The following is an 11,058-nucleotide window of genomic DNA, read 5'->3' as shown; positions in this document are numbered from 1 at the left end:
GTCGTCCGCCACAGGGCGACCGGGCCCACGGCACGCTCAGAGCGTGACCGTCCGCGTCCGGACGTAGCCACACCCCGGACAGAGGTGTCTGTAGTTGATCCGTCGCCCGTCGGCCGCCGTCTGCCAGGACCCGTCGTCGTCTTCGTATCCGCATTTGGGACAGGTGAGGTCCTGGTCGGTGTAGCGCTGGCTGAGCCGCTCGAAGGGCGTCAGGCCGCTCCCGCTCCGTGCCATGTGTTACCATTACTTATCCGACACGATAAAGACTGGGGTCGACCGGGTACGTCGAGGCCACGAAACGTGAGAACCGACCGCAGAAGCGTCTTTACGCCTCGTCGAAGACGGTGTCGCCCTCGACTATGTGTTCCTCGACGGCGTCGAGGTCCAGGGTCAGGCCGAGGCCGGGCTCTTCGGGAATCTCGATGTAGCCGTCCTCGATGACGGTCTCCTCGACCAGGTCCTCCCACCAGCCCAGTTCATAGGAGTGGTACTCGACGGCCAGCGAGTTCGGGATGGCGGCGCCGACCTGGGCGCTGGCCATCGTCGCAATCGGCGAGGAGACGTTGTGCATCGCGACGGGGACGTAGTACTGGTTCGCGACGTCGGCGATCTTGCGGGTCTCGCGCATGCCGCCGACCTTGGGCATGTCGGGCGCGATGATGTCGACCGCCTGGTTCTCGACGAGGCGCCGCTCCTCGGTGACCCGGTAGCGGTTCTCGCCGACCGTGATGGGCGTCGTCGTGGACTTCGTGACCTCCTCCTGGACCTCGAGGTTCTCCGGCGGGACCGGATCCTCGAGCCACCAGACGTCGTAGTCCTCGATGGCTTCGGCCAGGCGCTTGGCCGAGCCACCGGAGAACGTCCAGTGGCAGTCGAAGGCGACGTCGGCCTCGTCTTTGACCTCCTCGGTGACCTTCTCGACGATCTCGGCCTTGTGGCGGATCTCGCCCGGACGCAGGTGGCGGTTCGCGCGGTCCTTCTCGAAGCCGCTGGGGACGTCCAGGTCGAACTTCATGGCGTCGTAGCCCAGCTCGTCGACGACGCGGCGGGCCTCGGCGGCACAGGCGTCGGGGTCGGCCTCGTCCTCGGTGTGACAGTCACAGTAGACCCGCATCCGGTCGCGGTACTTCCCGCCGAGCAGCTGGTAGGCCGGGACCTCCAGAATCTTGCCGGCCAGGTCGTGGAGCGCGACCTCGATGCCGGCGATGGCGGTGATGGTCACACCCTCGATGGAGCCCTCGCCCGACATCTTCTGGACGAGGTGTTCGTAGAGGCGGTCGATGTCCAGCGGGTTCTCGCCGACGACAAAGGGCTTCATCCGCTCGATGAGCTCCGGAACGCCCGCGCCCCAGTAGGCCTCACCTGTCCCGACGATGCCGGCGTCCGTGTAGATGCGTACAAGCGTCCACGGGAAGTTCCCGTCGACCATCGTCGTCTGGACGTCGGTGATCTCGACGTCCCGGCCGCCGCCCCGCTTGGCGGTGACGCCCATCGTCTCCGCGGAGAGCTCGCGCATCGTATACTCTGCGTTCGGGTCGTGCAGGTCAGCGTAATCCACGTCGTTCGCGTGTCCCATGTGGAGGTCTTGCTATCCCCGTCACAAAAGTCTAGAGGGAACGGGCGGGGAGCCGTGCGAACGGCACACAGTGCGGGAACCGTCTCACGAGCGGACGACGATGGGCCGCACGGGAAGGTTTTATCAGTGTCATTTTCGACTACTCACCTATGCAAGTCGGAGTACTCACCGTCCCGCTCGGTGACCAGTCCCTCCCGGACGCACTGGCCTACCTGGACAGTATCGGCGTCGACGCGGTCGAACTCGGCTGTGGTGGTTTCCCCGGCGACGATCACCTCCCCCGCGCGGACTACCTCGACGACGAGGGCACACAGGCCGAACTGCAGGCCCTGCTCGACGAACACGACATGGACGTCAGCGCGCTCGCGACGCACAACAACCCGCTGCACCCCGACGACGAGCGTGCCGCGGAGGCCGACACCGAACTGCGCGAGGCCATCCGCCTGGCCGACCAGCTGGGCGTCGACGCGGTGACCTGCTTCTCTGGGCTCCCGGCCGGCGGCCCCAACGACGAGGTGCCCAACTGGATCACGGCACCGTGGCCGACCGAACACGCCGACGCCCACGAGTACCAGTGGCGCGTCGCCGACGAGTACTGGTCGGACCTCGCCGCCCACGCCGCCGCTCACGACGTCGACGTCGCCATCGAGATGCACCCCAACATGCTCGTCTACGAGCCTCGCGGCCTCCTGCGACTTCGCGAGATGACCAACGAACGTATCGGCGCGAACTTCGACCCCTCGCACCTCTACTGGCAGGGCATCGACGTCACCGAGGCCATCCGCCTTTTGGGCGACCACGACGCCATCCACCACGTCCACGCCAAAGACACGAAGGTCTACGAGTCCGAAGCCCGCGAGAAAGGGGTGCTGGACACCGCACCCTACACCGACGAGCCCAACCGGTCGTGGCTGTTCCGCTCTATCGGCTACGGCCACGACGAGAGCCACTGGAAGGACGTCGTCTCGACGCTGCGGATGGTCGGCTACGACGGGACGCTCTCCATCGAGCACGAGGATTCCCTCACCAGCGCGCGAGAGGGGCTGGAGAAGGCCGTCGACGTGCTGGACCGCGCCGTCTTCGAGACGCAACCGGGCGACGCCTACTGGGCAGAGTGAGGTGACCGTGACATGACAACAGCCCCCCTCTCCATCGGCGTCCTCGGCTACCGCTTCATGGGCAAGGCCCACGCGAACGCCTTCGCGCGCCTCCCGATGTTCTTCGAGGACGCGCCGGCCGTCGAACGCGACGTGCTCGTGGGCCGGGACGAGGACGCACTCGGGGAAGCAGCCGACAGGCTCGGCTTCGCTCGCACCGCCACCGACTGGCGCGACGTGGTCGACGAGGTGGACGTCTTCTACAACCTCGGGCCGAACCACATCCACGCCGACCCCTCGATAGCGGCGCTGGAAGCCGGGACGCCGGTCTTCTGTGAGAAGCCGCTCGCGCCGACGCTTGAACCCGCCCGGGCGATGGCCGAGGCCGCACGCGACGCGGACGTCCCAGCCGGCATCGCGTTCAACTACCGGTTCATCCCGGCCATCCAGTACGCCAAGGGACTCGTCGAGGACGGCCAGCTCGGCGAGATTCGACACTTCCGCGGGCGCTACCTCCAGGACTGGCTGACCGACCCCGAGGCGCCGTGGTCCTGGCGCAACGACGCGGAGCTGGCCGGCAGCGGCGCTCTGGGCGACCTCGGGGCCCACACCGTCGACCTCGCCCGGTTCCTCGTCGGCGACGTCGACCGCCTGAGCGGCCACCTGCGGACGTTCGTGGACGAACGACCCACCGAGGACGGGTCGGAGACCAGACCCGTGACCGTCGACGACGCCTACAGCGCCCAGGTCGAGTTCGAGAACGGCGTGATGGGTACCCTCGAGGCGTCGCGGTTCGCCAACGGCCACAAGAACGACCACACCATCGAGATCGAGGGGTCGAAGGGGAGCCTCCGTTTCTCGCTGGAACGGCTGAACGAGCTCGAACTCCTGCGCGAGGACGGGCGCGGGTTCGAGACGATACTGGTGACCGACGAATCCGACCCCTACGTCGACCACTGGTGGCCCCCGGGCCACGTCATCGGGTGGGAGCACACGTTCGTACACGAGAACTACGAGTTTCTCTCCGCCGTGGCCGCCGACGGACAGTACGAGCCGAGCTTCGATGACGGCCTCGCGGTCCAGCGGGTCCTCGACGCCGTCGAACGGAGCGACGAGCGCGGCGAGTGGGTCTCAGTCGACTGAACCGGCCGCGCTCGGCCTCGTCGAGAGTTCTCATCCTGTGAACATTTATACCGGATAGCGCGCAAGGTACACTGAACTGTCATGGACATCCAACTGACACACAAGCCGGCGTACACGCACGTAGTCCTCGACATGGAAGATGGGGAATCGATACTCGCGGAACCGGGCGCGATGGTGAGCCACTCGTCGACCATCTCGATCGAGACCACGACGAGCAGGGACGGCATCCTCAGCTCGGCGAAGTCACTGCTGGGCGGCGAGTCACTGCTGGCAAACGAGTTCACGGCCAGGGGTGGACCGGGGCGCCTGACGCTGGCCCCGCCGGCACCCGGCGACGTTAGCCACCACGAACTCGAGAACGAGACGCTCTATGCCGTCGACGGGGCGTTCCTCGCGGCGGACCCGTCCATTGACATCGACTCGGAGTTCGGCGGCATCAAGTCCTTGCTCGCGGGGGCGAGCATCACGCCGCTGGCGCTGAAAGGGACCGGGGACGTCTTCATCGAGGCATTCGGCGGCCTCGAGTCCGTCGAACTCGAGGCCGGCGAGACCTACACCGTCGACAACGAACACGTCGTCGCGTGGGAGGACTCCGTGGACTTCGACGCGCGGCGGGTCGGCGGCCTGAAGTCGACGCTGCTGAGCGGCGAGGGCCTGGTGATGGACTTCACCGGTCCCGGGACCGTCTGGTACCAGACGCGCGGGCTGGACTCGTTTATCGCCGCCATCGCCGAGTCGCTCCCGGGAAACCGGGACAACGACGGCGGCGGGGCGCCGGACATGACCGACTTCCTCTGAGCGGGTCGGCCGAATTTATTACCGGTCCTCGGGATGGACGGGTATGTCAATCGAAGCGCGACTCGACGCGTACCTCGCCGAGAACGACCACGAGGCAGTGTGGTTCGCCCGACCCAACTCGTTCACCTGGCTGACCGGCGGCGACAACGTCGTCGACCGGGCCGGTGACGTCGGCGTCGCGGCCGCCGGCTACGACGGCGACGGGGTGACCGTGGTCACGAACAACATCGAAGCGCCGCGCCTGCGCGAGGAGGAACTCGCAGCGGACGTCGATGTCGAGACGTTCGAGTGGTACGACGGGAGCCTCGCCGAGGCCGTTGCCGCGGTGAGTCCGACGCCCGCCGCCGCCGACTTCGACGTCGGGGGATTCGCGTCGGTCGACGCCAGCGTCCTCCGCCAGCCCCTCACCGACGCCCAGGTCGACGCCTACCGGGCCCTGAGTGAGGAGACGGCCGCGGCCGTCGAGACCGTCGCCAGGGACATCGACCCCACCGACACGGAACGGGACGTCGCCGCCGCGTTGCACGAGGCGCTGGAGGCGCGGGGCATCGCCTCGCCCGTCGTCCTGGTCGGGGGCAGCGAGCGGGCCCAGCGCCACCGCCACTACACGCCCTCGTCGGCACCGGTCGGGGACTACGCGCTCCTCTCGGTGACGGGCAACCGTGACGGCCTGTTCACCAGCACGACCCGGACCGTGGCGTTCGACCCGCCAGCGTGGCTCGAAGCGCGCACGCGGAAGGCGATGCGCGTCGAGACGTCGGCGCTGGCCGCCACGCGAGCGGTCGGCCACGATGGCGGGACGGCGGCCGAGGTCTTCGCCGCGATTCAGACCGCCTACGACGGTGTCGGGTGGGACGGCGAGTGGCGAAATCACCACCAGGGCGGGGCTGCCGGATTCGACGGACGGGAGTGGATCGCGACGCCCGACAGCGAGGCCCCCGTGGTGCTCCCACAGGGGTACGCCTGGAACCCGACGATTCAGGGCGCGAAGAGCGAGGACACCCACCTGGTCACCGAGGAGGGCATCGAGACGCTCTCGGCGACCGGCGAGTGGCCCACCCGACGCGTCGAGGCGGTGGGTCACGACCTCGAGCTGGAGCGCCACGACGTCCTGCACCTGTAGCCGACCGGCCCGCGCTCCGCACCGAGTACAACATTTATTAGCAGTTTGGCGCAATGGTCTGGAGAGCCCTCACTGATGTGTCCCAGCCAACCCGACGTCGACAGGCGGTGGTGGAAGGAGTCGTTCGTCTACCAGATTTATCCCCAGAGCTTCAACGACACCGACGGCGACGGGCTCGGTGACATCCGTGGCATCATCGAGCGTCTGGACTACCTCGACGATCTGGGCGTCGACATCGTCTGGGTGAACCCGCTGTACGAGTCCCCACACGTCGACAACGGCTACGACATCGCGGACTATCGCGCCATCAAGGAGGAGTACGGCCGGATGTCCGACTTCGACGAGCTCCTCGAGGGGATGCACGAGCGGGACATGCGCCTCATCATGGACCTGGTCGTGAACCACACCAGCGACCAGCACGCCTGGTTCCAGCGGTCCCGCGCGGGCGAGGCGCCCTACGACGACTACTACTGGTGGGTCGAGGGCGATCCGGACGACGACCCGCCGAACAACTGGACGTCGGGCTTCGGCGGGTCGGCCTGGGAGTACGACGACGAGCGCGAGGCGTACTACCTCCACCTGTTCGACGAAGCCCAGCCGGACCTGAACTGGGAGAACCCCGAGGTCCGCGGAGAGATATACGACATGATAACCTGGTGGCTGGAGAAGGGCATCGACGGCTTCCGGATGGACGTGTTCAACCTCATCTCGAAGCCCCCGGACCTCCCCGACGGCGACGAAGACGAGGGCTGGGTCGGGAGCGAGCTGTTCGCCAACGGGCCGAAGGTCCACGACTACGTCAGCGAGATGGTCGACGAGACGTTCAGCAACTACGACGTCATGACCGTCGGCGAGGCCATCGGCGCCGGACCCGAGGACGCAAAGCAGTACTGTGGGCCCAGCGGCGACGGCCTGAGCATGGTCTTTCACTACGAGCACATCCTGCTGGACTTCGGTTCGGAGTCGGGGTGGTGGGAAATCGAGGAGTGGGAGCTGTCGGACCTCCGGGAGGTCCTCTCGGAGTGGCAACGCGAACTGAACGAGGACGACGCCTGGAACACCATCTTCCTGGGCACCCACGACTGGCCACGCATCGTCTCCCGGTTCGGCGACGACGAGGAGTACCGCCGCGAGTCGGCGAAACTGCTCGCGACCTTCCTCTTCAGCCTGCAGGGCACCCCCTACGTCTACCAGGGCGACGAGATCGGCATGACGAACTACCCCTGGACCAGTATGGACCAGCTGCGGGACGCCGACGCGCGCAACCGACTGGAACTCGCACTGGAGGACGGCGCCATCGACTCCTTCGATAAGGTTCGGGACGTCATCAGGTATCGGTGCCGGGACAACGCCCGCACGCCGATGCAGTGGGACGACAGCGAGCACGCCGGCTTCACCGACGGCGAGCCCTGGATCAACGTCAACCCGAATCACGACGAGGTGAACGTCGCCGACGCCCGAGCCGACCCCGACTCCGTCTGGCACTACTACCGGGACCTCATCGACCTGCGCCACGACAGCGACCTGCTGGTCTACGGCGACTACGAGCTGCTGAGCGAGCACCACTCGCAGGTGTGGGCGTTCACCCGGACGCTGGGCGACCGCGAGGCGCTGGTCGTGTTGAACTGGTCTGCCGAACGCGCCACCTACGAACTCCCCGCTCGGGTCGAGTCCGACGACGCCGTGGTGCTGGTCGCGAACTACGACGACCCTGGCGAACCGCTGGCGCCGCTGTCGCTGCGACCCTACGAGGCACGCATCTACGAGCTCTGACCGCTCGGCCCCGGACCGCCGTGCGCCCGCGGGTGCTAACACAACAGTTAGGGCGGGCGCCCGACGATATTCGGCAGAGCGATGACCAGTGGAGACCCGCCGCCGGCCGAACGAATCGACCGCGAGTGGTGGACGGAAGCCACCGTCTACCAGATCTATCCGCGGAGTTTCAACGACACCGACGGCGACGGCGTCGGCGACCTGCAGAGGATCGTCGAGAAGGTGCCGTACCTGGACGATCTGGGGGTAGACGTCGTCTGGCTGTGTCCCGTCTACGACTCCCCGCAGGCCGACAACGGTTACGACATCCGTGACTACCGGGCTATCGACGAGACGTTCGGGACGATGGCCGACTGGGAGGCCCTGCGCGACGCGCTCCACGACCGGGACATGAAACTGGTGATGGACCTCGTGGTCAACCACACCAGCGACGAACACGAGTGGTTCGAGAAGTCCCGGCGGCGCGAACCCGGGTACGAGGACTTCTACTACTGGCGCGACGAACCCGCCGACGGCGGCCTCCCGAACAACTGGGAGTCGTACTTCGGCGGGCCGACGTGGACCTTCGACGAGGTGCGCGAGCAGTACTATCTCCACCTGTTCGACACCAAGCAACCGGACCTGAACTGGCGGAACCCCGACGTCCGCGAGGCCGTCTACGGGACGATGCGCTGGTGGCTGGACAAGGGCATCGACGGCTTCCGGATGGACGTCGTCAACCTCCTCTCGAAGACCGAGGGACTCCCTGACGGAAAGGAGAGCGGGCAGGTCGGCACCGAACACTTCGTTGGCGGGCCACGCATCCACGAGTACCTGCGGGAGATGAACGACGAGGTGCTCTCGGACTACGACGTCATGACCGTCGGCGAGACGCCGGGGACGGACGTCGAACAGGCCCGGGAGTACATCGAGGACGGCCTCGGCAGCGTCTTTCACTTCCAGCACATGCTGATCGACGTCGACGGGGACAGTCGATGGGACGTCGCCGACGACGAGTCGCTGGGCGAGTGGGACCTGCGGGACCTCAAGCGGGTGCTCACCCGGTGGCAGGAGGGGATGGAAGACGGTGGCTGGAACAGCGTCTACCTGAACAACCACGACCAGACCCGGCCCGTCTCGCGGTTCGGGAACGACGCGGAGTATCGCGTCGAGTCCGCGAAACTCCTCGCGACGCTCCTGCTGACCCTTCGCGGGACGCCCTACATCTTCCAGGGCGACGAGATCGGGATGACGAACGTCGACTTCGAGACGTTCGAGGAGATCCGCGACGTGGACGCGAAGAACCACGCCGAGCTCCTGATGGAGGAACACGGGACCGACGACTACCAGGACGTCCGCGACGTCGTCAACGCCCGGAGCCGGGACAACTCACGCACCCCGATGCAGTGGGACGACAGCGAGCACGCCGGCTTCACCGACGGCGAGCCCTGGATCAAGGTGGCCGAGAACTACCGGGACATAAACGTCGCCGCCGCCCGGGCCGATCCCGACTCCGTGTGGCACTACTACCGCGATCTCATCGACCTGCGCCACGAGCGCGACGTCCTCGTCTACGGCGAGTACGACCTGTTGCTGCCAAACGACGAGGCAATCTACGCCTACACGCGGACGCTCGGCGACGAGTCGATGCTGGTGGTGTTGCACTTCGGCGAGGACTCCCGGTCGGTCGACCTGGGCGACGTCGCGGACGGCGCGACGCTGGTTCGCGCGAACTACGGCGGCGCCGAGGCGGAACTCTCGAATCTGCAGCTCAGGCCGTACGAGGCGCGGGTCTACGACCTGCACTGAACGGTCGACCGTCGACGCGCCCACACCGGTCGCTGTGGCGACGGCGTCGCTTGCCCTGGCGAGAGAGAAAGCGGCAGAACCGTATTCGAACGGGCGACCAGCGCCGCCGGGACCGGGACTTACTCGTCGGCCTCGACTCGGATGACCTGGACGAGCGAGTACACCGGGACGTCCTCGATGTCCTCGACGCCGCGCTTGTCGGCCAGGACCACGCAGGCGACCGGGTTCCCGCCCTGCTCGCGGATGGCGTTGATGGTCTCGGACATCGTCTTCCCGCTGGTGATGGTGTCGTCGACGATGAAGCAGTCCCGATTGCGAATCTGGGCGAAGTTCCGCGAGAACGACCCGTCGCTCGTGGCGTCGTCGTCGTCGTCCCACTGGTGTTTCGTCGGGGCGTACGTCCCCAGGTCGGTCTTCAGTTCCTGTGCGACGGTAGTCGCGAGCGGCGCGCCGGCCTTCTCGATGCCGATGGTGAGGTCGATATCCTCGCCCTGTTTCGAGAGGAGGTCCGCCATCGCCGCGCCCAGGTGGCGGAGACGGGCGCTGTCGCGGCCGATGGCCGACCAGTCGACGTGGATGTCGTGCGGGCCGCCGGTGGGCGTTGACGGGGTCGGCGTCGCGCCGGCACCGCTTCGTTCGACGAGCCAGCTCGCCGTCTCCCGGGAAACGTTGAGCTCGTCGGCGATTTCGCCCTTCGAGAGGCCGCGCTCGGCGAGGTCCGAGGCGCTGTCCACGAGGTCGTCGATGTTCTTCATGTACGTGTCTCCGCGTTGGAGGACTTAATAGGCCATGCTCTCGGGACAAGTGTCTCCGGTTTCTCGGAACGGCACCCGCCGCCCGCCGGATCCAGCCGTGCTCACTCGGCCGGGAACGTATACAGGCGCTGTCTGCAGGACGGGCAGACGAGCGTCTCCCGGGGTGACTCCCGTGGCGTCGTGTAGCCACCGCAGCACGAAACCGCGGAGGACTCGCGCAGTTCCGTCCCGCAGGCCGGGCAGTCCTCGAGGAACATGCGGAACGACTCGGCGGCCGCGAGACGGAGTCGCTGGTCGTCGAGACGGTCGTCGAGGACCTCGTAGGCGGCGAGTTCGGCGATGGCCAGCGGTCGAGCGACCAGATCGTTCTCGGCGCCGACGACCACCCACTCCCTGCCGTCGGCGACCAGTGCGTCGGCGTCGTCGACGTGGGCCAGCGTCCGGCGGACCTCGACTGCGAGACCGTCGAGCGAGCGGTCGGCGAGCTGGTCCATCCGCCCGTGCCAGTCGGCGTCTACGTCGTCGGCCACGTACAGCATCTCGTCGTCGGCGACGACGACGCCCGCCTCCAGAAGTTCCTCCAGCACCTGCTCGCCGTCGAGTTCGACGTCGTCCGCGAACGAGCCGGCCCCGTCCGTGTCCGGATCCCCGTGGAACAGGCGGTCCGGGAGCGGCGACGCGCCGACCAGCTGGGGCGCGAACCGAGGTGTGTACGGGACGAGGTACCCGCGAAGGTAGACGACGGCCACACCGAGCGTGCCGACGACCAGGCTGGCGACGGTTCGCTCGCGCACGCGCAAGAGAAGAACGAAAGTACCGAGTAGCACGAGATTGACCACGGTGCACGGCCAGCAGCGATTCGCTCCGGTGTACGACTCGTCGCGGAGGGCATCGAGGTCGGTCATCGCCCCGATGTATGGGAGTCGCCCCTAAGAGCGTTCCCGTCGGGACGACAGGCTGTGTGAACGGCCACCAATGCATTTAACAACAGGTGTTGTTATGTAT

The 11,058-nt window shown here is 67.0% G+C and carries 10 protein-coding genes; 6 read left to right on the top strand and 4 right to left on the bottom strand.

Going from position 1 to position 11,058, the window contains the following annotated elements; genetic code table 11:
* Window positions 1-36: 36 nt before the first annotated feature.
* Window positions 37-234, bottom strand: coding sequence for an HVO_0649 family zinc finger protein (locus tag P1N55_RS01750; RefSeq protein WP_276277312.1), 198 nt, complete (start codon window positions 232-234; stop codon window positions 37-39).
* A gap of 91 nt (window positions 235-325) precedes the next feature.
* Window positions 326-1,576 carry a mandelate racemase/muconate lactonizing enzyme family protein gene (locus tag P1N55_RS01745; RefSeq protein ID WP_276277311.1) on the bottom strand — a complete coding sequence of 417 codons (1,251 nt, stop codon included), beginning with the start codon at window positions 1,574-1,576 and terminating at the stop codon, window positions 326-328.
* Between the two features lie 149 nt (window positions 1,577-1,725).
* Between P1N55_RS01745 and P1N55_RS01740 the strand changes: the two genes are divergently transcribed.
* The 6 genes from P1N55_RS01740 (at window position 1,726) to P1N55_RS01715 (ending at window position 9,298) form a co-directional block, all read left to right on the top strand.
* Window positions 1,726-2,694, top strand: coding sequence for a sugar phosphate isomerase/epimerase family protein (locus P1N55_RS01740; protein ID WP_276277310.1), 969 nt, complete (start codon window positions 1,726-1,728; stop codon window positions 2,692-2,694).
* Window positions 2,695-2,706: 12 nt separating this feature from the next.
* Window positions 2,707-3,816, top strand: a complete 1,110-nt coding sequence (locus P1N55_RS01735; RefSeq protein WP_276277309.1) for a Gfo/Idh/MocA family protein — start codon at window positions 2,707-2,709, stop codon at window positions 3,814-3,816.
* Window positions 3,817-3,897: 81 nt separating this feature from the next.
* Window positions 3,898-4,614, top strand: coding sequence for a TIGR00266 family protein (locus P1N55_RS01730; protein WP_276277308.1), 717 nt, complete (start codon window positions 3,898-3,900; stop codon window positions 4,612-4,614).
* Between the two features lie 43 nt (window positions 4,615-4,657).
* Window positions 4,658-5,737, top strand: coding sequence for a M24 family metallopeptidase (locus P1N55_RS01725; protein WP_276277307.1), 1,080 nt, complete (start codon window positions 4,658-4,660; stop codon window positions 5,735-5,737).
* Between the two features lie 75 nt (window positions 5,738-5,812).
* Window positions 5,813-7,510: a glycoside hydrolase family 13 protein gene (locus tag P1N55_RS01720; protein WP_276277306.1), complete on the top strand. Its 1,698-nt coding sequence runs from the start codon at window positions 5,813-5,815 to the stop codon at window positions 7,508-7,510.
* Window positions 7,511-7,591: 81 nt separating this feature from the next.
* Entirely contained in the window at window positions 7,592-9,298 is a 1,707-nt protein-coding gene (locus P1N55_RS01715) for a glycoside hydrolase family 13 protein (protein WP_276277305.1), read from the top strand.
* A 119-nt stretch (window positions 9,299-9,417) separates the two neighbouring features.
* Here the strand turns inward: P1N55_RS01715 and gfcR are convergent, their stop codons facing one another.
* Both gfcR and P1N55_RS01705 read right to left on the bottom strand, forming a co-directional pair.
* Entirely contained in the window at window positions 9,418-10,053 is a 636-nt protein-coding gene (gfcR, locus tag P1N55_RS01710) for a transcriptional regulator GfcR (RefSeq protein WP_276277304.1), read from the bottom strand.
* Window positions 10,054-10,154: 101 nt separating this feature from the next.
* Window positions 10,155-10,958: a hypothetical protein gene (locus P1N55_RS01705; RefSeq protein ID WP_276277303.1), complete on the bottom strand. Its 804-nt coding sequence runs from the start codon at window positions 10,956-10,958 to the stop codon at window positions 10,155-10,157.
* Window positions 10,959-11,058 lie beyond the last annotated feature (100 nt).

This window comes from Haloarcula regularis, from assembly GCF_029338315.1.
Lineage (GTDB): Archaea > Halobacteriota > Halobacteria > Halobacteriales > Haloarculaceae > Haloarcula > Haloarcula regularis.
This window is presented reverse-complemented; position numbering and strand designations above follow the sequence as displayed.

Excerpts from the sequence above, each read along its gene's own strand:
- P1N55_RS01720 (WP_276277306.1), top strand. The coding sequence starts at position 5,813 with ATGTGTCCCAGCCAACCCGACGTCGACAGGCGGTGGTGGAAGGAGTCG.
- gfcR (WP_276277304.1), bottom strand. The coding sequence starts at position 10,053 with ATGAAGAACATCGACGACCTCGTGGACAGCGCCTCGGACCTCGCCGAG.
- P1N55_RS01740 (WP_276277310.1), top strand. The coding sequence starts at position 1,726 with ATGCAAGTCGGAGTACTCACCGTCCCGCTCGGTGACCAGTCCCTCCCG.
- P1N55_RS01745 (WP_276277311.1), bottom strand. The coding sequence starts at position 1,576 with ATGGGACACGCGAACGACGTGGATTACGCTGACCTGCACGACCCGAAC.
- P1N55_RS01715 (WP_276277305.1), top strand. The coding sequence starts at position 7,592 with ATGACCAGTGGAGACCCGCCGCCGGCCGAACGAATCGACCGCGAGTGG.
- P1N55_RS01750 (WP_276277312.1), bottom strand. The coding sequence starts at position 234 with ATGGCACGGAGCGGGAGCGGCCTGACGCCCTTCGAGCGGCTCAGCCAG.
- P1N55_RS01730 (WP_276277308.1), top strand. The coding sequence starts at position 3,898 with ATGGACATCCAACTGACACACAAGCCGGCGTACACGCACGTAGTCCTC.
- P1N55_RS01725 (WP_276277307.1), top strand. The coding sequence starts at position 4,658 with ATGTCAATCGAAGCGCGACTCGACGCGTACCTCGCCGAGAACGACCAC.
- P1N55_RS01705 (WP_276277303.1), bottom strand. The coding sequence starts at position 10,958 with ATGACCGACCTCGATGCCCTCCGCGACGAGTCGTACACCGGAGCGAAT.
- P1N55_RS01735 (WP_276277309.1), top strand. The coding sequence starts at position 2,707 with ATGACAACAGCCCCCCTCTCCATCGGCGTCCTCGGCTACCGCTTCATG.